This is a genomic window from Fuerstiella sp., assembly GCA_022447225.1.
GTDB lineage: Bacteria > Planctomycetota > Planctomycetia > Planctomycetales > Planctomycetaceae > S139-18.
In genome coordinates this window covers 57,826-81,418 of the sequence record JAKVAZ010000012.1, presented here as the reverse complement: position 1 = coordinate 81,418, position 23,593 = coordinate 57,826, and the positions used below count along the sequence as shown (strand labels likewise).

22 protein-coding genes and 1 pseudogene are annotated in these 23,593 nt (G+C 52.9%); 15 read left to right on the top strand and 8 right to left on the bottom strand.

Features of this window, described 5'->3' with window-relative positions; translation table 11 throughout:
* The first annotated feature begins 101 nt into the window (after positions 1-101).
* The 4 genes from zwf (at position 102) to MK110_14505 (ending at position 4,830) form a co-directional block, all read left to right on the top strand.
* On the top strand, positions 102-1,670 hold the full coding sequence (gene zwf, locus MK110_14520) for a glucose-6-phosphate dehydrogenase (GenBank protein MCH2212516.1): 1,569 nt from the start codon (positions 102-104) through the stop codon (positions 1,668-1,670).
* A gap of 113 nt (positions 1,671-1,783) precedes the next feature.
* Positions 1,784-2,491, top strand: a complete 708-nt coding sequence (locus tag MK110_14515; protein MCH2212515.1) for a cyclase family protein — start codon at positions 1,784-1,786, stop codon at positions 2,489-2,491.
* A gap of 497 nt (positions 2,492-2,988) precedes the next feature.
* Positions 2,989-4,212, top strand: a complete 1,224-nt coding sequence (locus MK110_14510; GenBank protein ID MCH2212514.1) for a glycoside hydrolase — start codon at positions 2,989-2,991, stop codon at positions 4,210-4,212.
* A 306-nt stretch (positions 4,213-4,518) separates the two neighbouring features.
* A complete protein-coding gene (locus MK110_14505) occupies positions 4,519-4,830 on the top strand; it encodes a hypothetical protein (protein ID MCH2212513.1) in 312 nt (103 codons plus the stop codon).
* Positions 4,831-4,868: 38 nt separating this feature from the next.
* On the opposite strand, the pseudogene MK110_14500 reads toward MK110_14505, so the two are convergent.
* The 3 genes and pseudogenes from MK110_14500 to MK110_14490 all read right to left on the bottom strand — a co-directional run bounded on the left by MK110_14500 (position 4,869) and on the right by MK110_14490 (position 8,487).
* Positions 4,869-5,678: pseudogene (locus MK110_14500) on the bottom strand (hypothetical protein).
* Between the two features lie 1,091 nt (positions 5,679-6,769).
* Positions 6,770-7,804, bottom strand: coding sequence for a hypothetical protein (locus MK110_14495; protein ID MCH2212512.1), 1,035 nt, complete (start codon positions 7,802-7,804; stop codon positions 6,770-6,772).
* A 284-nt stretch (positions 7,805-8,088) separates the two neighbouring features.
* Complete coding sequence (locus MK110_14490) at positions 8,089-8,487, bottom strand: response regulator (protein ID MCH2212511.1); 399 nt, start codon at positions 8,485-8,487, stop codon at positions 8,089-8,091.
* Between the two features lie 403 nt (positions 8,488-8,890).
* On the opposite strand from MK110_14490, the gene MK110_14485 reads away from it, so the two are divergent.
* The 3 genes from MK110_14485 to MK110_14475 all read left to right on the top strand — a co-directional run bounded on the left by MK110_14485 (position 8,891) and on the right by MK110_14475 (position 11,136).
* The gene (locus MK110_14485) at positions 8,891-9,109 is read left to right on the top strand and encodes a twin-arginine translocase TatA/TatE family subunit (GenBank protein MCH2212510.1); all 219 of its coding nucleotides are present in this window, start codon (positions 8,891-8,893) and stop codon (positions 9,107-9,109) included.
* A gap of 111 nt (positions 9,110-9,220) precedes the next feature.
* A complete protein-coding gene (locus tag MK110_14480) occupies positions 9,221-9,664 on the top strand; it encodes a twin-arginine translocase TatA/TatE family subunit (protein ID MCH2212509.1) in 444 nt (147 codons plus the stop codon).
* Between the two features lie 200 nt (positions 9,665-9,864).
* Complete coding sequence (locus MK110_14475; GenBank protein MCH2212508.1) at positions 9,865-11,136, top strand: hypothetical protein; 1,272 nt, start codon at positions 9,865-9,867, stop codon at positions 11,134-11,136.
* Between the two features lie 26 nt (positions 11,137-11,162).
* Here MK110_14475 and MK110_14470 read toward each other — a convergent pair whose 3' ends face one another.
* The 3 genes from MK110_14470 to MK110_14460 form a co-directional block, all read right to left on the bottom strand.
* On the bottom strand, positions 11,163-12,503 hold the full coding sequence (locus MK110_14470) for a Gfo/Idh/MocA family oxidoreductase (GenBank protein MCH2212507.1): 1,341 nt from the start codon (positions 12,501-12,503) through the stop codon (positions 11,163-11,165).
* An 83-nt stretch (positions 12,504-12,586) separates the two neighbouring features.
* Positions 12,587-13,420 (bottom strand): ThuA domain-containing protein, encoded by an 834-nt coding sequence (locus tag MK110_14465; protein ID MCH2212506.1) that lies wholly within the window; start codon positions 13,418-13,420, stop codon positions 12,587-12,589.
* 56 nt (positions 13,421-13,476) lie between these two features.
* Positions 13,477-14,082: an ATP-dependent Clp protease proteolytic subunit gene (locus tag MK110_14460; protein MCH2212505.1), complete on the bottom strand. Its 606-nt coding sequence runs from the start codon at positions 14,080-14,082 to the stop codon at positions 13,477-13,479.
* Between the two features lie 173 nt (positions 14,083-14,255).
* Between MK110_14460 and MK110_14455 the strand changes: the two genes are divergently transcribed.
* Positions 14,256-14,741: an EVE domain-containing protein gene (locus tag MK110_14455; GenBank protein MCH2212504.1), complete on the top strand. Its 486-nt coding sequence runs from the start codon at positions 14,256-14,258 to the stop codon at positions 14,739-14,741.
* A 34-nt stretch (positions 14,742-14,775) separates the two neighbouring features.
* Here the strand turns inward: MK110_14455 and MK110_14450 are convergent, their stop codons facing one another.
* Positions 14,776-15,720: a thioredoxin family protein gene (locus tag MK110_14450; protein ID MCH2212503.1), complete on the bottom strand. Its 945-nt coding sequence runs from the start codon at positions 15,718-15,720 to the stop codon at positions 14,776-14,778.
* Positions 15,721-15,892: 172 nt separating this feature from the next.
* Positions 15,893-16,504, bottom strand: coding sequence for an adenylyl-sulfate kinase (gene cysC, locus MK110_14445; GenBank protein ID MCH2212502.1), 612 nt, complete (start codon positions 16,502-16,504; stop codon positions 15,893-15,895).
* A gap of 346 nt (positions 16,505-16,850) precedes the next feature.
* Here cysC and hisI point away from each other — a divergent pair, with 346 nt between their 5' ends.
* The 7 genes from hisI (at position 16,851) to MK110_14410 (ending at position 23,575) form a co-directional block, all read left to right on the top strand.
* The gene (gene hisI / locus MK110_14440; protein ID MCH2212501.1) at positions 16,851-17,240 is read left to right on the top strand and encodes a phosphoribosyl-AMP cyclohydrolase; all 390 of its coding nucleotides are present in this window, start codon (positions 16,851-16,853) and stop codon (positions 17,238-17,240) included.
* An 85-nt stretch (positions 17,241-17,325) separates the two neighbouring features.
* Positions 17,326-18,204, top strand: a complete 879-nt coding sequence (gene hisG, locus MK110_14435; GenBank protein ID MCH2212500.1) for an ATP phosphoribosyltransferase — start codon at positions 17,326-17,328, stop codon at positions 18,202-18,204.
* Entirely contained in the window at positions 18,204-18,815 is a 612-nt protein-coding gene (locus MK110_14430; protein MCH2212499.1) for a hypothetical protein, read from the top strand. The genes hisG and MK110_14430 overlap by 1 nt, the downstream gene beginning before the upstream one ends.
* Before the next feature lie 263 nt (positions 18,816-19,078).
* Positions 19,079-20,452 (top strand): DUF1501 domain-containing protein, encoded by a 1,374-nt coding sequence (locus tag MK110_14425; GenBank protein MCH2212498.1) that lies wholly within the window; start codon positions 19,079-19,081, stop codon positions 20,450-20,452.
* Between the two features lie 241 nt (positions 20,453-20,693).
* Positions 20,694-21,257: a YqgE/AlgH family protein gene (locus MK110_14420; protein MCH2212497.1), complete on the top strand. Its 564-nt coding sequence runs from the start codon at positions 20,694-20,696 to the stop codon at positions 21,255-21,257.
* Between the two features lie 216 nt (positions 21,258-21,473).
* A complete protein-coding gene (locus tag MK110_14415) occupies positions 21,474-22,022 on the top strand; it encodes a hypothetical protein (protein MCH2212496.1) in 549 nt (182 codons plus the stop codon).
* A complete protein-coding gene (locus MK110_14410) occupies positions 22,022-23,575 on the top strand; it encodes a hypothetical protein (protein ID MCH2212495.1) in 1,554 nt (517 codons plus the stop codon). The genes MK110_14415 and MK110_14410 overlap by 1 nt, the downstream gene beginning before the upstream one ends.
* The last annotated feature ends 18 nt before the right edge of the window (positions 23,576-23,593 follow it).

The following is a 23,593-nucleotide window of genomic DNA, read 5'->3' as shown; positions in this document are numbered from 1 at the left end:
CCGATGTTCGGCATCAACGCCGGCTGATGAGCTGTCGTTTTGTCTGCAGCCGGTCACGGTAAGTCCGATACACTTTTCCCTGGAGACTCGACTATGTCTCTATGCTCCAGATCCTTTTCGTGAAAACATGGTCTATGTCCGCACAGGCAACCACCGATGAATCTACCATTCTCATCTTCGGAGCTTCCGGTGACCTTACAGCACGTATGCTCGTCCCGGCACTGTTTGCCCTGTTCCGACAGGGATACGTGCGCCGCGGTCCGATCATCGGTGTGGCCCGACGGAGTAAGACGGACGCCGAGTTCCGATCGCAACTCAGAGAAACCGTTCTGGATGCACCGGACGAAGAAACGTCAAAAGACTGGAATCGATTTGAACAACTGCTGCACTACGTTCAGGTTGACCTGTCAGATCAGGCCGCTTACGGGGGACTCGCAGAAGCTGCAACTGAGATCGAAACGCAACACGGATCACCTCAGCCCGCCCCGCGGGTGGTGTATCTGGCTACAGCTCCGTCTTTGTTTGACGATGCCGTTTCCGGATTACATTACTCCGGACTGATCCCTCCACTGGAACACAAAGAACGTCTGCGCGTCGTGGTGGAAAAACCGTTCGGTCATGACCTGCTGTCAGCTGAAAAACTCAATCACACGCTGACCCGCCGACTACACGAAGATCAGATTTACCGTATTGATCATTATCTCGGGAAAGAAACCGTCCAGAACATACTGCTGTTCCGATTCGGAAACTCAATCTTTGAACCGCTTCTCAACCGCAATCATGTCGACAATATACAAATCACGGTTGCTGAAAGCATTGGAATGGAACGTGGACGCGGGGCATTTTATGACACCGCCGGAGCAGTGCGCGACGTACTGCAGAATCATCTGCTGCAGTTACTGTGTCTGGTTGCAATGGAACCTCCGGCACTTTTTGAGGCGCGTCAGATCCGGGACGAAAAAATGAAGGTTTTGCAGGCCCTGCGTCCTGGTTCAGATGTATCGGTCAATCACTGGGTGGTCCGGGGACAGTACTCTGCGGGGCTCGTTGATCGGAAACCTGCACGTGCCTACCGGGAAGAAGATCGAGTCCCCCCAACGTCCAATTGCGAAACCTATGTGGCAATGAACGTCGGGATTGATAACTGGCGATGGGAAGGAGTTCCGTTCTTCCTGAGAACCGGCAAACGTCTTCCGGAACGTGTCACCGAAATCGTCATCCAGTTCAAGCAGCCTCCCCTGAACCTGTTCAGCACAGTCGAATGTGATGGTGACCTGTGCGATCTGGTGGAGACACAGCCAAATCAGCTTGTACTGCGGATTCAGCCCCGGGAATCCATCTTCCTCAGGTTCTCGACAAAACGTCCCGGAATGCAGTACCACGTAGAGCCGGTTGTAATGGACTTCGATTACGAGGATCACTTTTCGGCAGATCTGCCGGGCGCTTATGAACGTCTGCTGCTGGATGTAATGAGAGGCGATTCCACTCTGTTCACACGCAGTGACGAATTGCTGGCAGCATGGAAATTCGTCACTCCGGTCCTGCAGGCCTGGGAAAAACGTCCATCGTCACCCGAGTTTTACAATGCCGGGACATGGGGGCCGCCGGCGGCCGATCGACTGGTATCAGAAAATGGTCGCCGATGGAGAGAACCCCGCCCGGTTGAATGATACGTACTGTTCGTCGCCAACCGGTTCACAATCCTGCCACCTCACCACCGATGACTATGAAGTTTGTTGATCTCTCAAAACCAATTCGGTTCAATTCCGGTGACCCTTCATTCATGAGGGTCAAAATCCGGCACAAACCACATCGAAAAGCAAAGTGGTTGTTACGAATGCTGGGATTGCCGTTCCGGCTGTTCCCCCACGGATTTATCGGCTGGTCGGACGATACCATCGAAAAGATGGGAGTTCATTCCACAACACACATCGATGCCCCCTGGCACTACGGCCCCGTCTGCGAAGGAAAACCGGCAAAAACAATAGACGAAGTCCCGCTGGACTGGTGCTTCGGAGATGGCATTGTGGTCGACATGAAACACAAAGCCGACTGCGAAGTGATTACGTCATCCGACATTCGCACGTATCTAAGCGAACACGGACTTAAATTGCAGCCCGCCATGATTGTACTGATTAAGACCGGTCGGGACCGGTACATGGGTACGCCGGATTTTTTTCGCAAGGGTACCGGTATGTCAGCCGAAGCCACTCGATGGCTAATCGACCAGGGTATCCGGGTCATGGGAATCGATCAGTGGGGCTGGGATCTCCCCCTGCCTTATATGATCCGCAAAGCCAGGGAAACCAAGCACAACGAGTTATTTTGGGAAGCACACCTCGTCGGCCGGGATCGCGAATATTGTCATATGGAACAACTGACAAACCTGGATGCTCTGCCACATTCCGGATTCAAAATCGCTGTGTTTCCACTGAAACTGGTTGGCGCGTCTGCGGCCCCGGCCCGTGTGGTAGCCATGATCGACACCTGAACGACAGCGGCACGACGTCACGTTTTCCAATGCGTCTGGTTCCTTTTTTGTGTCGCCCCGACTAACCGCAGGGAGACTTCCACATGCAGGAGATGGCAGCATGTTGTGTGACTCGGCAGAATTTGGGATGTTCCCGCTGGAACCTCCCCGCCCACAGAGAACACCCCACATCGTGGTACCGGTCACAACCAAAAACACCCAAACGTCTCCGTTGATCCGGACGGACGGTATAACGCCTCGGAGGTACAGGATATTCGAAGTTTCTGTTTGAGATGACTGCCATCGCGTCGTTCCAGACCAGGAAACCCAGCCATCAACGACTCAGATCTTTACTAATACAAATACCGGTTCAACTTGGAATAACATCGCTCGCAACCCCAAAGGAAACGATCGCAGACAGTTTTCCTTTCACATCAAACGACTCGGCACAGCAGAGGGCTCAGGAGTCTGCATGCTTTTCTCCCTGAGCAACCCGTGCTAGGTTCCGTTTTGTGTTGGTGAACTCGTTCACTTTCGACAGGCAGGATTCTTCGCCGGATGGTCGCGTAAGCCCGTTCGCGTTCCTGGAACGTTTTTCTTTGTCGGACGGGAAACACCACAACTATTTCGGAAAGCCCGCGATGCCAAATCTCGAAGTCCTTGATCACAGTACAATTTACCGTAATTCCTGTCCCAACACGGTCAGTGAATACGTAGCATTTCCATCCGTCTGTGCTCTTAAAAATGACACTCTCCTGTGCCTCTGTCGACACGGTTCAGCCAGGGAGAGCAACGACGCACTGGCAAAGGTTCATCGCTCAATTGACGGCGGCCGGACATGGCAATGTACCGGCCCACTGCCGAATCTGCCCGGTCCGGACGGCGGCGCACCGCGTTCACCGGGGGGCTTCGGTGTCACTCAGGAAGGAGACGTCATTGCGTGGGCCGCGTGTGAGACAGGTGATGATGAGCGAACGATTTATTCGGTCCGGTCACAAGACGGAATTCAATGGTCAGATTTCGCGTTGTTTGAAATTGCTCCCTATCCGGTGTTCTATCTGTGTATGAACCTGGCAAGACTTCCCGACGGCACTCTCGTCATCCCCGGCGAAGCCCCCGGAGGGAGATGTCCTGAAGTTCCGAGTGACCACTGGGCTGGTCTGGTTAGTCGATCGACTGATGACGGGCGTACATGGGAGTCGGTCCGGTCAGCGCATGTTTCCAAAAACCCCTTCTATATGGATCTTCGGCTCACCGCGCTTAACGACGGGCGAATTCTCGGCGTTTATTGGACCCACGACATGGAGAAAGATATCGGGCTCAACGTCCACACAACATTTTCCGAAGATGCAGGTCGTACGTGGACCGAACCGCAGGACGCCGGCTTCTGGGGACAGGTCACTGATGTGTGTGAATTACAAAGTGGTCGTGTGATCGCTGTCACCAATCATCGGCGTGATCCTTTGGGAATCCGGGCCATACTTTCCGAAGACGGCGGCCAATCATTTGATGAAGCAAATCACATGGAACTGTGGGGCGTCGTTCCGGCACAGGTTCGCAGCGCACCGGTCCTGGCTCCAAAGCGTGACGTCGTGGACAATGTGATGCATTCTTATCATCATTTTACATTCGGGACTCCTTCAGTCACCCAATTGTCCGACGGCACGATTATCGCCGCGTTTTATGTAACGGAAGAGTCCGTTACGTATGTCCGCTGCTGCCGCCTGAAGGAACGTGACTAACAGCCCTCAAAGATTCTCCGGCCGGGCTGTTCGGTAAGTTCGTGCTTCCACCCTGTTCTTGCGCAGACGCAACTGTTTCTTTGACAACCAAAAGACGTTTGAATGACAGAGCACGAGTACTCCGTTACGGGTGACGCTTTACACCTTCGAACCACAGTCTCTGATCAGTTAATAATTGCATTCCTGACGACTGCTGTTATTTCGTTGCACCCGTCACGCAACTCCCGGAGTCGATGTGCCTTCAGCAGCGCACAACCGTCCAACGCCACGAAACAATTATTTGTATCTGCGTCAGCGGCAACGCTGATGTCCAACGGATCAATCCTGACCCGTTTCGCGTGTTGCCGTCATTCGGGCTATGTGGCCGTTGTCGACTCAAAACCGGATTCCGGTTTCGGCTGCAGTGGTTTTGCAGCATCCTGTGGCAACGGCGCTCCACTGCACTCTGAACACGACGACCAGGCAGAGCCACAGACGGTCTGGGGCACCAGACGACAGCGTGTGTACGGCACTCGCCTGGTGATCTGCTTCGGCACCATGCGAGTGCACGTGTATTCGACTTCCCGCGGCACGCATCGGGCGACTCGACGTGTTGAGGTGTACTCAACCTGCTTCTGAACACAGTACGGAACCCGCTTCGTACACTGTCTGGACTCGATTCGGCACGCCGTATAAGGAACCCGGCGAGTTTTCTGCTCCGAAACCATACGGCACACCCGGTACGGGATTTTTTTTGTCTTCTGCTCACATTCCATACGGCATACCCGGTACGGAATTCGCTGTACGCGTTCTTTCGGAACCATGCGAACGACCTGCGTGGGAATCTTCCTGACGATTATTTCGGGAACGTACCGGGTCACCTGAACAGGACAGCTCCGGCGCACAACATGCGGCACCATCACGGTGTAGGGAACCTGTTGCTCCACGACCCGAGGACACCAGACACGGCGGCAGACAGTCCGTGGGGGAGCCTGTCGCATGCACCACGTGGGACCGCACGGACCCCAGATTAGTTGTGGACACGCAGCCCCGGGAATGCGGTGTTGTTTGGTAATCCATTGACCGGTTAACCGCCGGACGCAGCGGGTTCGACATTCGGGCCGCATCACCGTGTAACAGCGTTCGCGATTCATCGTTTCACAGACCGGTTTCATAACGGTGTACCGGCACTCACGTTCAACTGTTTCGCAGACCGGCTGCGTCACTGTGGACCTGCACTCGCGGATGCGTTCCTCCCATACAGGACGTTGAACCGTGTAGTTGCACTCACGATACCTGGTCTCCCAGACCGGACGCTGAACACAATATGTTTCTTCACGGACCTGCGATTCCATGACCGGCCGACACACGGTATATGTCTCATTGCGATACGCTGTTTCGGTGACGGTCCGGTAACAGGTTTGAGGAACATCTTCGTAACGTGTTTCATACACAGTCCGTCTGGCTGTGTACTGTTCCGGTTGCATCACGGTTTCGCACACCGTCCGATAACATGTTTCCTGTTCAACTTTACAGGTGGTATAACAGCAGGTGGGCTGACAGGCTTCGGGAGGACAACACGCGTACGAAGGAATCCCACACAACTGAGCAGATGCCGAAACCGACCAGGTCACACAGGTAGTGACAGCAAAAAATCGAAAGACAGACATGGAAGATCTCCGCAATCGAACCTATAGGGCGACTCCATTCGCAGCAGAAACATGAATGGCAAATTGTTCCGGGCAGAAAAACTCAGACAAGGACTTTATTAGAATTTCCGAAATCCTAACCTACCCGTGCACCACAACGGGTAACACGCTAAACCCCAACAGACCGGGAAGTCTTCACGAATTTATTCGATTCCACGACCGGTTCCATAAACAGCTTAACCTGGGATATTTCCAGCAAACTGGAGATATACGTCACTGGCGTAAATTGTGGTGTTCAAAAAAACAACATAACGTCGACGTCGGAACAGTTTGCATGGTGCGAGGATCAACGATGCAATTTCGGGGCCGTTTGTAGGGATGTGCTGCCCAATCGCAACCCGTGACAGACATTCCGCACCTTGGCTCTAAACGGGGATGGCAGTCGGTGGAACCAAGCAGATCTGGGTAAATACCGTCAGCGACAGAACGGATCAAAGATACTGAATTTACAGCACTGACCGAACCTGGCCGCCGACAGCCAGACGCGACGATTGGTTACCTGTTGAGCCCGGACTGTGAACCTGAGGTGCACGGCCAAGGTGACATGTTATGTTTCGACACAGAGCCAGCTCTGATGGCTGTATCTTCGTTTCCCATGCCATGGTTGTGCTGACAGTCATAAGCAGTGAAACAGCAATGCACTCTTTGGTGGTATTCCTGTCTTGTTGAGGACGTCGTCGGACCATCCCCGCGTACCTGACCTCACTGTCCCGGTCCGCTGGAATCAGATTAATTTAATCAGGTCCGTCCCTCGATTGCCGGTTTTCAACAAGCCCTGACCAGCACTTCGTTCGTGTCACTTAAACCAATCGCCCGAGAGACTCTTACCCAACCCTAATGTGGAATCCGTCAACTGAAGAACGCTCCAGTCAGGCGGCCTTCCGGGCACGCCGTTTGCCGCGACGTGATTTTTGCACAGACTTCTTTGCCGAGGGTGTCTTGACTGGTTCTGTAACACCAATCAGTGCCAGATCAGAAGCGTTGGAATCGGAAACCGGATCATCAATCCCGGCATCGGGCTGGCTGGACGGTACTGAGGCGACTTCATCCGATGTATATTGTTCAACACTTGCGGTCGCCGCCGGTGAACACTCAGGAGGATCATTGGAGATGTACAGAACAAATCGTGTGTGAAGCAGTAATGAACACACCAGCAGACCGGTCGAAACCAGCAGGATGCTGTCCATTACATAAACCGGACATGACCAGGGGCTCGCACCGTATGACAGCAATAAACGCCCCGCCGCAGTGATTACACCCGAAACGAACAAGGTCTGCGAGTACCGATTACGTCCTAGATCGGGTATGACCCGACTCAGGATCCAGATACTCACTCCGGTGATCGGAACAATCACGAGCGTTCTTCGAGCCGCGCTGACTCCGCCAATCAGTGGCTTTACGAATCCCTGAGCCAGGTGTGGCAATGCATCCTGACAGTTCGTGATCCATAAGATCCCAATCGTGATCAAAGCTCCGGCAAGCCATTTCCAGCATCGATAACGTCCACTGAAATCGACAGAACTGCGGGAACGAATCCATCCGATTACCAGAGAGAGCTGTCCGGCAAGAACCAGGAATGTTCCGGCCAGTCCCCTGCCAATCCGCGGCTGATTCGGACCGGACAGACCTTCAAGCGCTTCAGGTCGTTCGATTTCACTCCACACCGCTGCCATCGATACCAGCACAACCGCCAGCAGTAACAGGATGTGTTTCCAGAGTTGACCGGAGACCATGCGACATATAACCGGTCGCTCAGATGTGGTGACCGTGTTATTTGGAATGACAGCAGCTGTCGTTTGAGGAGCGAGAGCTTCGAATTCCGCGACCAGCTCCTGGGATTCCTGGCTCACCAGCAGTCGGCGGCGACGGCCATGTTTACTCGATTGTGACGACCATGCATCCATGCAGGCTGACTTTAAAGAGCAGTGCTGTGTAAGAAATACAGGCGACTGACTGAAAGGCTGGGCTTCAAATCAATCACCAGACATTTCTGATGTCCGGAGAACGGGGTCGCAGAAGAACAAACATTGATGCTGCAGGAAACGACAGGGCAGTCTCCTCGCGAAAGTTGCATCTTCAGAATAATCGTCACGGCACCATCATCATCGTGACCGGGACTCATTCGTCCGGTACAACTGCTTCAACTGCGCCAATCCAAACAACGGACATCAAACCATAAATTGGCTGATTACTGAGAATCGGCTTCAGATCTGCGGCTGAGCGTACGTTTGACAGAATCCAGCAGAACTTCCATCGCAAAGGGCTTCCGCAGATAATCAACCACACCCAACATTTCCGCATAGGCTTTGTGTCGACTGCCTTCATTAGCAGTCATCATGATCACAGCAGGGGAATTCTCCATTTGTCCCAAATGTTCCAGCACAGGAAAGCCGCCCATCCGAGGCATCATCATGTCAGTTACAACAAGATCCGGATGACGTGACTCCACCAGCAGTTGCCCGTCATGCCCGTTTGCAGCAGACAGCACGTTATAACCGGCGGCTTTCAGGACTGCCTGGACAGTGTTGGCGACCTCTCGGTCATCTTCGATGACAAGGATGGTTTCACCGGGCATAGACGGTTTCACAACAAAGAATCGGCATTCGAACTGACCTAACCAGCATCAGCACCGGAAACTGATCAACAGGTTCAGGATAACAGTCTTCACTCGTGTTACTACTAAAGAGTCTGATCCGCCAAACGGCAGGACATTGATTTAGAGTCAAATCACGATAGAATAACAATTGGCGTACGTGGTCTCATTTTTCCGGAGTTTTCACAGCAAACCTTTGTAACCGCTGCACTTCGGTCCCAATTGACCACAATGCCCGAAATTTCTCAGTGGATCCTTGAATAAGACCGCTAAAGCTGCCACTAATCGGCGAATGAAGTCATCAGCTGGCGCGTGAGATTGAGGACATATCGATTTGCTCTGGTGCATTCTCCTCCGTTCCGCCCTGGAATACTTTACTCTGCCCTGGAAGTCAGTCATGAATGTTTCATCACTGGTCAAAACCGTGTCCACTCCGGCGTTTTTTGGGGGCGGAGGCTGGGAAATCGTAATTGTTGGCGGCATCGCTCTCCTCTTGTTTGGCAATCGTCTGCCAGGAGCCGCCAAGTCGCTTGGAATGAGTCTGAGCGCGTTCAAGAAAGGTATCAAAGAAGGCGAAGACGACCTCGATGACCATGACCAGAAGGCATCCTCATAGAGGATAAAAAGTCAATCGTCACCCGAAGAAACCGCCATTCCGTCTTCTGTCCGGCCTTTTTACTGCGGTTAATCAAGTGGTTCTTCAGTCCCCGCGTTTGTGATAAGTCCTATGTTCACCATCCTGAATCACCTGCCGATTTCCGATTTCGCATCCCTCAGTTTTATTTTCCCCGGCGGCGGTCTTGGAAGTCAGGAAATGATCATTGTGGGGATCATTGCGCTGCTGCTGTTCGGAAAGAGGTTGCCGGAAGTTGCCCGTAATCTGGGCAAAGGACTCTCGGAGTTCAAAAAAGGCATGACTGGTTTTGAAAATGAGGTTCGTTCCGGAGCCGGAAATATTGATTATTCAAACGGCTCAAGTTCCACATCGGTGGATCGACCGACCCCGTCTGAACAGGACACCGAAGACGACGAGTTCTCGGCTCCAAAATTCGAAGTCCCGAAAAATGACGGCCCGGCCGCAGATGACGCTGAAGTTACGAACGTGGGCCAGCCCGATGATGAAGATGAAACCAGGCTTGCGTCCTCTCAAACTGAAATGCCGCACGACTGATTCGGTTCCGGACAGAGGCATCTGAGTGTCAGGCACAACAGATTCCGATAATCTTAAATAGCCGCCGTGCTGCAGTTTAACTAAACGGTCGAACAGCTTTGTAATGAATTGCCTGAATCAAAAGTCACATCAGTTGACTAGTTTCGCATCAATTTCACCCGCGGTCTGTCCGGATTTTCTCCCGTTAAAACACGAAGTCAATGCGTGTTCTCCTGTTTGAAGACAAGGCCTGTTCGGCGCTGTCCCCCATTGCACTGTTGCGACCGGCGTTTGAACTGATCTGTGGACAATCATGCCTGAGATCCCGAGTTCACTCGGCTCTGCCGATTTCAGAATGGGGTGTCTGCGTGCGTCCGTGGCTGGCAGATGTCTATGCCGAAGCACAGCCTGAGTGTCACGTCAACGACCAGGAATGGACCACCGACGGGAAGACGCTGCTGATCAACGGTCGATGGATACCGCAAACACAGTTGCTGGTCGAATCGTTCTCTGAAGGACAAGTGGGGATTATCGATTCAGAAGTGGCCTGGGCAGTACTCAGCGGCAACGATCTGTCTGAGCTGAGTGGAAATTGGGAAGCGCTGCCTGAATTTGTATCTTCCTGGCCCTCGGTAGCCGCCGGAGGAACCATCATTCGATATCCGTGGGACCTGATAAAACAGAACCCCGTTCAGCTACAGTGTGATTTTAAAGATTCAGGAGTATCTCAGACACCGGCATCTGACCATGTGCAGTGTCTCGGTGATCCCGCTGACGTATACGTGTCCGAAAATTCTATTATCGACCCGTATGTTGTGATCGACGCCAGAGGCGGTCCGGTCTCGATCGGAAACCATGCTCATGTGCAGTCCTTCACACGAATTGAAGGGCCCTGTCACATTGGATCCAACTCACAGCTGTTTCGGGCGCATGTACGCAGCGGCACGACGATTGGTGAGATGTGTCGTGTTGGCGGAGAAATTGAAGAGTCAATTCTGTTGGGTTATGTCACAAAATATCATGACGGGTTCCTTGGACACAGCTATGTCTGTCCGTGGGTCAATTTTGGAGCAATGACGACAACTTCAGACCTCAAAAACAACTACAGCAGTGTCAAAGTTCCTCTTCAGGGACATGGAATTGATTCCGGGATGAATAAAGTTGGCACGTTTTTTGGAGACCATGCAAAAACAGCCATTGGCAGCATGTTCAATACCGGGAGTTCGATCGGCGTCATGAGCATGGTCCTGCCGACGGACGGACTGTTGCCACGGCACGTGCCCTCATTCAGCAGTGTTAGTTCGGGAAGCCTGTCCCTCCCGTGGACGCTTCAAAGTGGTCTGCAAACAGCACGAATTGCGATGCCACGCCGAGGCAAAGAACTTACACCGGTCCTCGAAGCACAGCTTCGCGCTGTTTATGACCTGACACAGCAAGAACGTGATCGCGCCGTTCAACGTGCCAAACGACGTTCCTCTCCGACGGCCGGTTGACGGTCTTCATGTGTTCACAAAACCGACTACAGGACCTGGTGATTTCCCGGTACCGGAATCTGATACGTCATATCGTCTTTGGGCAGTACCGGTGGAGTGTCGCTGTAACTGTGGTAGCTGTCGACATCAGCAAGTCTGTGGTCCGAGTGCAACGCCTGATCCCAGGTCATTTCCTGGCCTGAATAAGTGACCATGCGACCCAGAATTGAAGTCATGGAACTTTTGGCACCGTATACGGCTTCGTTAGGTCGGTTCCCTGCCCGCAGATCGGCAAACAGATCATGGTGTTCCTGCTGATGACCGCCGCGCCCCCCACTGCCGTACTCCCATACCTGTCTGCCCTTGGCGTCAAAAATCTTTGCTCCGCCAAAATCAACCGCGCCCTGAGAACCGGCGGCATATTCATTGACATGATTCCAGCAGTCTGGAATGTGCCTGCACTGACTGAGCAGCGTGACGTTGCTGCCCATCGCGTTGTCTTTGCCGTAGGTGTATTCCACAAAGAAGTGATCGTAGATTTCGCCAAATTCCTGTCCTGTGCGTACCTGGCGTCCGCCCTGTCCCTGAGCTTTTATCGGAAAGTCATCCATCAGCCAGTTGATCACATCCAGGTTGTGAATGTGCTGTTCGGTAATGTGGTCGCCGCACAGCCAGTTGAAGTAATACCAGTTTCGCATCTGGTACTCCATTTCTGTCTGATTGTCCTTACGAGGACGCACCCAGACACCGCGACTGTTCCAGTAAGCACGGGCCGAGATGATGTCTCCGATGGCACCGTCCTTGACGCGCTGCATGGTTTCCATATAGGCACGTTCGTGTCGTCGCTGAAGCCCGATCTGTACCAGCAAGTCACGTTGTTTCGATTCCTCTGCCGCTCGCAGAAATCGGCGTACGCCGGACGGGTCGACAGCAACAGGCTTCTCGGCAAACACGTGCTTTCCTGCAGCCACCGCAGCTTCAAAGTGTAAAGGACGAAATCCTGGTGGTGTCGCGATCAACACAAGATCAATGTCCTGTTCGAGCACACCTTTATAGGCATCGAACCCTGTGAACCGTCGGTCGCGAGGGACATCAACTTTGTCACCGTAGCTGCCCTGCAGGTTTCGAATACTGCGTTCCAGATTGTTTTCGAAAGCGTCTGCAACAGCGACCAGTTTGACAGGTCCTTCGGTATTCATTGCCTGACCGGCTGCGCCGGTCCCGCGGCCCCCGCAACCAATCAGCCCGATGCGAACTGTTTCATCACTGCTGACGTGTGAGGCCTGGACGCTGCTGAGATCCTGCAGGATCGATCCACCGGCAATCGCAGCCGCTGACGACGTCTTAAGAAAACTGCGGCGGGTTGAATTATCGTTATCGGTTTTCATAGGGAGGTTTTCCGCAATTCAGTGAACTGGAACACAAACGACGATTTGTCTGAACATTGAAGCCGTCTGAGGAATTGAATCATCTATTCATCGACCGCCTGACGGGCAACCACTTCCTGGGCAGCAGAAACTTCAGGATTCGGAGACGAAGCTGCGTCACCACTGATGCGAATCCATTTCACACCGGCCGCAATCGAATCGAGATACGCATTATTGGACCAGGTTTCCCTGTTGTGCCCAAGGTTGTTGTAGTAAACCCGGCCTTCGCCGTAAGACTTCACCCACGCCACCGGCACGTGGTAAGGCTTTTTCTTCTCGCATTTTTCCATATCGAGACTCATCAGAACACGCACTTTTTCAGGCTGCCAGTGTCGATACTCGTAGATCTCATCTCGTATTTGAATTTCCTTCCCAAACGGCTTCATCAACGAATGATCCGGTTCATGAACACTGATTGTGACCGTATCCCCGGAATTCCAGGGATGCGCTTTGAAAGTTCCACCGATCATGTCCCAGTACGGCTCGTAGTCGCCGAAGGTATCTGCTGCGGAGTGAAACCCGATAACACCGTTGCCCTTTGTCTTCAGCCATGTGTTAAAAAAGTAATCCAGATCAGACTGCTCAATCGGAAGAGCGCCGGTCGTGTAGAACACGACGATCTGATAATTTTGAAGATTTTCCTGAGTAAAGTCGGCAGCCGCATCCTGGGTGCAGTCCACGGTAAACAGGCCCGACTGCTGACCAAGCTGAATCATGGCCACTTCGGCCGTAGCCAACTGTTCTTTCTCCCGAGTAACGGACGCGTGTCGATATCCCACGCTCTGAGTGACCATAAGAATGCGGGTCTCTTCAGCACAAAGCCCCTGCAGCGAAACCAGCAGGACCATCAAGACAAACCGTGTCACTCGCACGCACATAATGAACTCCAGGGCAATCCAGGAAATAAAACAAGGTTCTTTCAATCACGGATTATTTACGCGGACCTGATTCTTTTCCAGCAATCATCAGCATGGAATGGATCAATGAGTTCAGCCAGTCCGGATTCGGCCAGTTCCGGTCCATCGACAAACCGTCCTGGATTATTCCATTTTTCCAGTGCCTCAGCGGAAATCGGGAACAGCTGTTCAAGCAGATTGTCCAGTCGGGTTTCAAGATGACGAAAATGACGAGCCCATTCGGCTGCTTCCTCAAGGCGGACATCCTCTTCAGACTGCCAGCGCATGGGGTGAAACAATAATGTGGACAGTGGTGTTACGAACCGTTTACGACAGGCTGCAAACGGGATTAAAGCAGCTGAAGAACATTCTCCCAGCACAACACCGGTCGCCATCAGTCCCCTGATGCGAATAACACTGGCAACGGCCAGTCCTGCATACACGCTTCCCCCGCAGGAATCGAACCAAATGATCCCGCGACTTCCCGCGGGGAATTCTGTCAGTCGTCCGAGAAGTTCAGTCTGTTTTTCCGACAATTCGCCTGTAATGCAGACTTCCCAGGAACCTCGATCACCAATCGGGAATCCGGTTTCCTGACCCAGGACCGGATACGGTTTCAATCGTACGGCTTTTGATCGCGCCATCGAATCATTCAGATTTGTAGTGGATGCCCAGTGTTCTGCAGCGGCAGGATCGACTGGCGAACAGTACATGCCGGGATTACAACATGCAGACGGGTTCGTTGTCCAACCATTTGATGGGCTTTGTGGACTTCTACTCGAACCATCCATTCCCGAGATAATCAACCAGCAAAAACATGGCGAAATCAACAAGATACTGGCTTTTCAAATCCGAACCCGATGTCTACTCCATTCAGGATCTGGCCAAAGAAACAAAACAGACCACGACGTGGGAAGGCGTCAGAAATTATCAGGTTCGAAACATGCTGCGGGACGACATCAAGATCGGTGATGGCGTCCTTTTCTACCACAGTCGCGTCGCTCCCCTGGGCATAGCGGGCACGGCACACGTGGTGAAGAACGGCTATCCGGACCACTTTGCGTTTCAGTCGGACCACAGATACTTTGATGCAAAGAGTCAGACGGACAACCCGAGATGGTTCATGGTCGACATTAAGCTGGATCAGATCTTTGATAGCATCATCACTCGGGACATGCTGAAAGAAAACAAAACCACTGAGCGAATGCGAGTCATGGCTAAAGGCAACCGGCTGTCGATCACTCCCGTGACGCCTGCGGAATGGAAAGCGATTCACGTACTGGCGGGTGCAAAAATCACATAGAGGCAAAGGCACCCAATCCAGGTTTCCTAACCTGCTATCGAATCATGTCAAGCAGTCTGGCCGCGTCGCTTTCACTCTCCGGTTGCTGCGTGGACTCCAGATACCATGCGGGGTTATCTTGAAACCGCTTCCGATTCTCGATACTGGCAAAGAAAAACATTTCACCTTTATAGAACGCACCGAACTCGATCGCCCCGGTCCGGGCCAGTTTGCTGAAGTGCAGCTCCACAGGGTCACATCCGTGCAGATGTGGAACGAACCTGTCAGGGTTGGCTTCGAATCGGGAGACCTCCTCCGCTGACTGTAGAAAATAATCAACCTCCTGGAAGCTGACGATGAATTCTTCTTTTCCGGCTTCCCACCTGCGATTTACGGAGAGTGCAACCGGTGAAAATCCGCCAAGTCCAACCATCTTGCCGTCGCGACGAACAATCAGACATGAACGCGTTTTTTCGGTCTGGACGACCTGTCCGCTCCTGGTCTGATCATTGGCACTGGCGGTATCCTTTTCGGAACCGGATGCGGTGACCTGCTCAGCGATGACCTGCAGGCGTGACAGATACCCCTGCAGAGAAATCGCGCCAACGTAACGCCCGCCTTCTGCACCGCCGGGTAAAATCACAATTTCGGTCGGGAGTGTCGCCACCCGATGAGTGTCAATGAGGTCCCGGTGCCGATCGGCGTCAACACGCATCCCGATCAGCCGTGTTCCGAGATATTCGCGGACGGCAGAATCATTCAGAACCTGGGTATCCATTCGTCGACAGGCGCCACACCATGAGGCTTCAAAATGCAGGATAACCGGAATGTTCTTCTCTGCAGACAATCTCCGGGCTTCATCCAGTGAGTTTGTCCAGTGACCCTGGTTCACACTTAAAGTTGTCTCTGTATTCGACGCCTTGACACCGGACAGAGGTTTGTCCGGACCGAGGCCGGCAATCACAATCGGCAAAACAACCAGCGGGAATGACGACAACATAAACAGATAACCCGGGTTAGAATCCGGCACAGCCACCAGGCGGCCGATCCCAACGAATCAGGAGGCGGGATGTTGGGAGAAATCAGCGAGGCGAATGACCGGATTATTCCTCAATCAGGGCCGGACAAAATCCATCGGCCTGTGCCGGGACCTTTTCAGATGATGTTTTCAGTCAGACACTCAGGAAGCCGTTGGATTCCAGATACGTGATGACCTGATTCGCGAGTTCTTCGATTCCATAGCTGTCAGAATCAAGTTCCAGTTCACCAGACTCAGGAGCTTCGTACGGGGCATCGATCCCGGTGAACCCTCGAATTTCTCCGGCGCGTGCTTTCTTGTACAGCCCCTTAGGATCACGACGTTCGCAGGTTTCGAGGCTCGCATTCACATAAATTTCAATAAATTCATTGTCTGCAAACAGTGAACGAACGGCGTCACGGTCGGCCCGATAAGGAGAGATAAATGCAGTCGTCACGATGGTTCCTGAGTCTGCGAACAACTTTCCGACCTCCCCAATTCGACGAATATTTTCCGTACGATCCTCCGGAGAGAAGCCAAGATTTTTGTTGAGCCCCATACGGACGTTGTCCCCGTCCAGCACGTACGTATGCACGCCTCGATCATGCAGCAGGCGGTCAACAGCATTTGCAACAGTACTCTTGCCACAACCACTCAAACCCGTAAACCAAAGCACCGCACCTTTGTGCCCGTTCAGCTGAGCTCGTTCCACTCGACCGACTGCGTGATCGTGCCAGGTAACATTTGTTGCCTTCTGTTCAGCCATGAATTCTACTTTCGCCACGTTCAGATGAACGGAATGGTCTGGAAGTACCGATTCGTGTTTCGGAGACAGGGGTCGCCAACCCAGTGTGTCCATAGGGTGGGATGATAGGCGACTGAGAACGACGGGCAAGTTCACGTAATGACCAATTCAGCTAGTTCTCATGCCCGAAAATCGTGATGTTTCGCGACGCAGCGGTTGCTTCGGCCCGTATTCAAAAAAACACGGCAAAACCGATAAGAGCAGGATTTGCAAAATCCGGAAGACGGGGAGTTTCATCGGCTGGTGACAGTCTAATGTCGTTGATACGCTTGGAACTCCTGATTAGTTCTGATGGGGAATCGTGAATATGAGCAGCGCCGACTGGCCTGATTTTTCAAAACACAAACTCATTCCGGCAATCGCTCAGGATGCCGAAACCGGCGACGTGCTGATGATGGCCTGGATGAATGAAGAGGCATTTCAGGAGACGCTGGCAACCCGTCGTGTTGTCTATTTCAGTCGCAGTCGGCAAAAACTTTGGAGAAAGGGCGAAGAAAGCGGTAACGTGCAGGAGTTAAAGGGGATGTATTTCGACTGTGACGCAGATGCGCTGCTGGTGCGGATTCACCAGGTGGGCGGTGCTGCCTGTCACACCGGGTACCGTAGTTGTTTCTTTCGACGAATTGACACTGGCTCAAATACGGTCGTCGTTGAAGGCGAACGCATCTTCGACCCGAAGCAGGTATATGGCCGTTAACCAACGAGTCTGTTCGCGCAGCCCGCTGTGGCCGGAAATCTGATTCAACATCTTTTCGACTTTTTTGCCTTGGAATCACATCAAAATGACCCAACGAGTACTCAAACTGGGGATCCCCGCAGGCAGTCTGCAGGAGTCAACAGCCGAGTTGTTTCGTCAGGCCGGATACAAAATTACGTTTGCTTCCCGGTCTTACTTTCCAAAGATTGACGATCCCGAAATCGAATGCATGCTTATCCGTGCTCAGGAAATGGCACGATACGTGGCGAACGGGATTCTGGATGCCGGTATCACGGGACATGACTGGATTGTTGAAACACAGGCCGACGTTCAGGAGATCTGCGAACTGAAATTCTCCAAAGTCAGTCGTGGACCGGTTCGCTGGGTGCTCTGCGTCCCCAATAATTCTCCGATTGAGTCAGCGGCTGACCTGGAGGGCAAACGCATTGCCACCGAAGCTGTGGGTCTGACAAAAGCCTACCTGCAACGTCATGGTGTCACGGCCCAGGTCGAGTTTTCATGGGGAGCAACGGAAGTCAAGCCTCCGCGACTGGCCGATGCCATCGTGGAAGTAACGGAGACAGGTAGTTCGCTTCGCGCCAACAATTTGCGTGTTGTAGATGAAGTTCTGCAAAGTACGACTCGCTTCATCGCCAATCGTGAAAGCTTCAAAGACGACTGGGTACGTACCAGAGTTGAGAACATTGCACTGATGTTGAATTCCTGTCTTCAGGCAGAAGGTCGGGTTGGCCTGATGATGAATGTCCGCCGGGACAATCTTGAAGGCGTCGTGTCTATTCTGCCGGCGCTGCAAAACCCGACAATTTCGCAGTTGTCAGACCCCGACTGGATCTCAGTTAACACGATTGTGGAGGAGCAGATAGTACGAACTGCGATTCCTCAGCTGAAACAGGCAGGCGCGCGCGGAATTGTTGAGTACTCCATCAACAAGATCATCGACTGATGTGCCACGGTGGAAAGTGCACCGTAGTCAAGCTGGGAGGCAGTCTGCTGGATCTGGACGATGTTGCAGACCGCCTGACGTGTATCGTCACTGATCTTCACAACCCTGTCGTCGTTGTGGGTGGAGGTCCGACTGCAAACCTCGTCCGCCAATGGCATACACGACGACTCGTGGACAGCAGCGAAGCTCACCGGCTTGCGATTGCAGCAATGTCATTCAATGCCGTCAACCTCTGCGGAAACGATCGTCGAATGTGTCTTGTGTCATCAAAACCTGAAGCGACAGCGGCCGCAAAACGTGGAAAGGTCCCTTTGATCGACATACTTCAGGTACTTAAGTCGGAACAGGTGTCGAACCCACACGATCCCGGTCTTCCTGTCTCGTGGGATGTGACCAGCGATTCCATCGCCGCCTGGCTGGCCCGCGTCTGGGAAGGAGAATTATGTCTGCTGAAATCTGTCGAGGCAGGGTCAAATCCCGCAGTTCACCTCGATGCGTGGTTTCAATCGGCCTTAGGCAACCGTACACAGTTCATGTGGGTCAACCTGAGATCCAGCGATCGTGTGCCGACGAACATCACCCTGTCGCACACTGGCGACGTAAATGTCTAAACTCAAAAAACTTCAAAAACCCAGGCTGGCAGCTGTTGTCCGCCTGATTCGACAAACTTGAATCCTGATACAATACGTTGGCCACGTAAAATCCCGTTCTTGTTCCACAGTCCGCTCATGTTTACACTTGTAGTGTACCCAATGAATTTTGCGTTGTGGGTTCGTCCACGAACTTACCAAACAGTCCTGCGTTCAATTCTGTTAGTGTCGTACGTCAATTAATGAAATTCGTATGATGTGACAGTCATTCCAGGAACATCGTAATGTTAAATCTCACCGGAAACGGATCCTCGCAAACATGCAGCGGAGTCAGGCGGCGTGATTTTTTGCAGGTCGGTTCCTTAGGCGCGGCGGGACTGTCTCTGCCGACCTATCTGGAAGCAAAAGAACGGGGCGCAGTGGAACCGGGACAGGACGAAAAATCGTGCATCATGATTTTCAATCTCGGTGCGCCCAGTCAGCTTGATACGTTCGATCCAAAACCCGGCGCACCGGCTGAAGTTCGCGGTCCTTTTCAGCCGATCTCCACGCGGGGCGACTTTGAATTATCTGAGATCCTGCCCCGACATGCAGAACTGGCCGATCAGTTTTCACTTGTCAGATCGGTTCATCATGGTGGTGCCGCTGTCCATGATGCGGGCTGGCAGATGATGCAGACCGGACGGCAGTTCACCGGAGGCGTAAATTCACCCCATGCCGGTGCCGTTTTATCCTGGTTACGCGGCCGACGGTCTGACTTGCCGCCGTTTGTAGTTCTGCCGGAAACGATGGGACGTGGTGGCGGAAATCTGCCAAATGGTCAGTCCGGTGGATTCCTGGGCAAAGCACACGATCCGTTCGCGCTGATGGCTGACCCTTCACAGGAAAATTTTCAGGTACCCGATCTGTTACCGCCGGACACAATCGGTGATGTGCGTCTTCAGCGTCGTCGTAAACTCAGAGACCTGATTGACAATACTGTCCAGGATTTTGAATCAGCAGAAGATGCTCGTCTACTGGATGATAATTTCCAGGCTGCGTGGCGAATGATGACCAGTACACAGGCTCGAGACGCCTTTGACCTCACAAAAGAACCTCAGGCTGTCCGCGAACGTTACGGGATGAACCGATTTGGCCAATGTTGTCTGTTGGCACGTCGACTGGTTGAGGCCGGCGTGCGGTTCGTCACAGTCAATACATTCCTGACAGTGTTTAATGAAGTTACGTGGGATATCCACGGTTCAGCCCCGTTCACTTCAATTGCCGGAATGAAGGACATTGTGGCCCCAATGTATGACCAGGGCTACTCCGCCTTAATTGAAGACCTGAATCTCCGCGGATTGCTGGACACGACCATGGTGTGTAATGTCGCAGAGTTTGGCCGAACGCCCAAGGTAAATCCGGCCGGAGGCAGAGACCACTGGCCTCAGTGTTTTTCGGTCTACTTCGCAGGTGCCGGTGTCAAGGGAGGACAGGTGGTCGGAGCAAGCGATCCGATGGGAGGAGTTCCGGCAGACCGACCTGTTGTTCCGGCTGACGTCATTGCAACGATCTTTCGCGGTCTTGGTCTTAAACTTGATGATCATCTGCCGGGTCCGGGTGGCCGTCCGTTTCCTCTGGTCGATTTTGGTCATCAGGACATACATGAATTGTTTTAAAACCTTGACTGTCCTGCCTGACACATGTGTCGTTTTGTGTTTGTCATCACAGGCTGTTTCAAATTGTGCAAGGAAGGCACACATAAGCGTCACAAAACGTTGTTCGTATGACCTGCACACTGGGTTGTAATACACCGCGAACCTGGTGCGATCAGTCGGAGCAGGTCCTGGGATTCAAGGGCAACAGCATACGGATAAATTCCCATAGCTTCTGTTTCGCTGAATATTTCCAGGTAATCAAATGAGTGACTGTCTTTATGGTGAATTCTTAATCGCGGCAGATCATTTACGTGATCAGAATTTCTACCGGACCGTAATACTGATTCTGGAACACAATGCCGAAGGAGCCATGGGACTTGTTATTAACCGCCCTTCGTCGATTGCAGTTGATGCCGCGCTCGGCAGCAGTGCCTCCCTGTCACTCGACGCACCCGTCTATATAGGCGGCCCCGTGGAAACATCAGCCCTGTTCGTTCTGCATAACCACCTGCGGCCCGGACTCCGGGATCGCGAAGTCATTCCCGGTTTGTTCCTGGCAGATAGTGATGATTCCCTGGAAGCTGTGTTGAGTCCGAAAACTGATTCGGACCCGCAGGTTTTTTTTCGTGTCTATTGCGGATATGCCGGGTGGCAACATCAACAGCTGGAAGATGAAATTTCACGAGGTGACTGGTTCAGTGTTCCGGCAGACTGCAGCACTGTTCTCGAAGAAGATCCCTATGGCATCTGGGAAGCATGTACGAATCGTTTCCGCAGGTCTCATCGCATACTGCCACATGACGTGCGCCATCCGGAGTGGAATTAGCGTGATGGTTTTACGTACGGATCATGTTCCATACCCCCCCCTGATCGGCCGCTGCGTAAACGATGATTCCGCAGCACAGAGACCACAGAAACGATATTTGCAGCTAATGAGCAGAAGCCTTCTACTGTTCTCTGCGGCCGCACTGATACACGTCTCATTTCCGTAACGAGATGTTCACTGCCATTCGGAAAGAATTGTTTGCTTAGAAAGCCGGGAATGAATCACGAGCGTTCTTCCAGCGTGCCATGGGTACTGATGTTCTGTCTGACCGGAATGTGCATTACTCTGGGATTGCTGTTTTTTGTTACTGAGCCGTCTGGTGGCCACGGCACAGTGCATGCCCGTTTTCCCGACACAATGAATCAGGGCAGTACCGGAACTGACCGCCTCGGCAATGTGCGCTGGATCGGACTGTCTTTTGCACTGCTGCAGGCATCGTTCTTCGTCGTTGTCCTGTTTCTGGGCACGAAAGAACGGAGAGCACTGGGAAGCTGGTTTGGCTCAGTCGGCTTCCTGTATCTGATGATGATGACAGTGATGATCTTCGTGGAGGCAGCCTACGCGAAGGGCGATACTCGGGACATCGTACTGGGCCTGCCGCTGCCGACCGCCATTATGGTTTACGGGGTTGGAGGCATCCCTGTTCTGTTCAGTGTGTTTTATCTTCTCCAGTTTGATCGGTGGATCCTGAAGCCGGAAGACCTGCAGCGCATTGAAGAATTCGTCCGAACGCGACGTCAGGAAACCATGGAGAAGGCTGACTGATGGAAGAATATCGGCAGGGCATTGTCGTCACCTGTGTATTGATCTACATGATTGTCTGTATTGCGGTTGGCCTGTGGGCGATGAAACGCACCAGGGACTCCGGCGACTTCTTCATGGCCGGCCGCCACCTTGGGGCCTTCGTGACTTCGATGGCCGTGTTTTCCAGCACCCTGAGCGGCTTTGGGTTCGTGGGTGGTCCGGAGCTGGTATACCGAATGGGGATGAGTTCGATCTGGATGGTCGTCTCTGTCACCATCGGGTACACAATTTCATTCTTTCTGCTTGGAAAACGCCTGCGACTGTTTGCTGAAGTTCATCAGCCATTGTCACTTCCCGACGTGATTGCCGCGAGATACGGAAATCAGTCGACTCGTTTGCTTGCATCGATTGCGATTCTGGGAGGAGTGGTCGGCTATCTGGCATCCCAGATGAAAGCCATGGCTGTCGTCCTCAGGAGTATCATCGAAGAGAATACAGTGATCATGGGAGTGATCCAGAATCATGCCGTGCTTCAGGCACTGTTGCTCGATGCCGACGGCACATCCGTCACTATGGAAGCCACCATCACGATAGGATGTGTCGTCCTGGTGTTCTACTGTGTCACAGGAGGCATCATTGCGTCCGTCTACACGGACGTCTTCCAGGGCCTGATCATGATCATTGCGGCCATTCTTGTGTTTCTGACTGCGGCGACGACCGTCGACGGCGGATTCACTGAAATGTCACGAACAATCATGGCCGACGATCCGGAAGCGATGGGCCCCTGGGGAACACTCGGCATGATGGGCTGCCTGTCATGGTACTTTCTGTTCGCGCTCGGTGGGGCCGGACAGCCTCAGGTTGTCACCAAGATCATGATGAACCGTCGAGTGAAGGATGCCAGAACAATCCTACCGTTATCGATGGTGGGTTACACGGTATCGGCACTGTTATGGCTGAGCATCGGTCTGGCGATGCGAACCGTTGTATTGCAGGGGCGTTATCCAGAACTGGAGAGTTCCGGAGATGCAGCTACCGCGTTTCTGCAGACCTACGCACACCCCCTGCTGGCCGGCGTTGTGTTTGCCGGTCTGTTTGCTGCCATTATGTCGACAGCGGACGGATTCCTGAGTGTAGGCACCGCTGCCCTTGTACATGACATCCCTAAATCAGTTCTTGGACGGCCTTTGAAAAACGAACTATTGTGGGCCCGCATTGCCACTCTGGTCCTGGCAGTCGCAGCATCTGTGTTCGCCCTCAAATCCGGAATCTCGCTGATCGCACTGCTGGGGGCCTACGGATGGGGCATTTTCGCGTCAACACTGGTACCGGCAGTGGCAATCGGACTCAACTGGAAACGCGGAACCGCCCTTGCCGCCAACTGTTCCATCATTGCCGCTCTGACTGTGAATGTTTCTGTTCTGCTGTGTGAACAGAAAGGAATTCGACTGCCATGGGGACTCAACGGTGGCGCGGTGGCACTGCTTGTGTCGCTCACCGTTTACATGGCAATTTCCTTCTGTTCCCGAGCCCATCCGCTGCCAAAAGATGTCGAGATCGTCATGGACGTGTAGGCAATTCAATTGGCCCGT

What these genes read in the sequence shown, in the direction of transcription:
- MK110_14515 (MCH2212515.1), top strand. Translation starts at nt 1,784, where the DNA reads ATGAGGGTCAAAATCCGGCACAAACCACATCGAAAAGCAAAGTGGTTG.
- MK110_14415 (MCH2212496.1), top strand. Translation starts at nt 21,474, where the DNA reads ATGAATCACGAGCGTTCTTCCAGCGTGCCATGGGTACTGATGTTCTGT.
- hisI (MCH2212501.1), top strand. Translation starts at nt 16,851, where the DNA reads ATGAGCAGCGCCGACTGGCCTGATTTTTCAAAACACAAACTCATTCCG.
- MK110_14470 (MCH2212507.1), bottom strand. Translation starts at nt 12,503, where the DNA reads ATGAAAACCGATAACGATAATTCAACCCGCCGCAGTTTTCTTAAGACG.
- MK110_14420 (MCH2212497.1), top strand. Translation starts at nt 20,694, where the DNA reads ATGAGTGACTGTCTTTATGGTGAATTCTTAATCGCGGCAGATCATTTA.
- MK110_14430 (MCH2212499.1), top strand. Translation starts at nt 18,204, where the DNA reads ATGTGCCACGGTGGAAAGTGCACCGTAGTCAAGCTGGGAGGCAGTCTG.
- MK110_14475 (MCH2212508.1), top strand. Translation starts at nt 9,865, where the DNA reads ATGCGTGTTCTCCTGTTTGAAGACAAGGCCTGTTCGGCGCTGTCCCCC.
- MK110_14485 (MCH2212510.1), top strand. Translation starts at nt 8,891, where the DNA reads ATGAATGTTTCATCACTGGTCAAAACCGTGTCCACTCCGGCGTTTTTT.
- zwf (MCH2212516.1), top strand. Translation starts at nt 102, where the DNA reads ATGCTCCAGATCCTTTTCGTGAAAACATGGTCTATGTCCGCACAGGCA.
- MK110_14450 (MCH2212503.1), bottom strand. Translation starts at nt 15,720, where the DNA reads ATGTTGTCGTCATTCCCGCTGGTTGTTTTGCCGATTGTGATTGCCGGC.
- MK110_14495 (MCH2212512.1), bottom strand. Translation starts at nt 7,804, where the DNA reads ATGGATGCATGGTCGTCACAATCGAGTAAACATGGCCGTCGCCGCCGA.
- hisG (MCH2212500.1), top strand. Translation starts at nt 17,326, where the DNA reads ATGACCCAACGAGTACTCAAACTGGGGATCCCCGCAGGCAGTCTGCAG.
- MK110_14480 (MCH2212509.1), top strand. Translation starts at nt 9,221, where the DNA reads ATGTTCACCATCCTGAATCACCTGCCGATTTCCGATTTCGCATCCCTC.
- MK110_14465 (MCH2212506.1), bottom strand. Translation starts at nt 13,420, where the DNA reads ATGTGCGTGCGAGTGACACGGTTTGTCTTGATGGTCCTGCTGGTTTCG.
- cysC (MCH2212502.1), bottom strand. Translation starts at nt 16,504, where the DNA reads ATGGCTGAACAGAAGGCAACAAATGTTACCTGGCACGATCACGCAGTC.
- MK110_14460 (MCH2212505.1), bottom strand. Translation starts at nt 14,082, where the DNA reads ATGGCGCGATCAAAAGCCGTACGATTGAAACCGTATCCGGTCCTGGGT.
- MK110_14410 (MCH2212495.1), top strand. Translation starts at nt 22,022, where the DNA reads ATGGAAGAATATCGGCAGGGCATTGTCGTCACCTGTGTATTGATCTAC.
- MK110_14455 (MCH2212504.1), top strand. Translation starts at nt 14,256, where the DNA reads ATGGCGAAATCAACAAGATACTGGCTTTTCAAATCCGAACCCGATGTC.
- MK110_14425 (MCH2212498.1), top strand. Translation starts at nt 19,079, where the DNA reads ATGTTAAATCTCACCGGAAACGGATCCTCGCAAACATGCAGCGGAGTC.
- MK110_14505 (MCH2212513.1), top strand. Translation starts at nt 4,519, where the DNA reads ATGTCCAACGGATCAATCCTGACCCGTTTCGCGTGTTGCCGTCATTCG.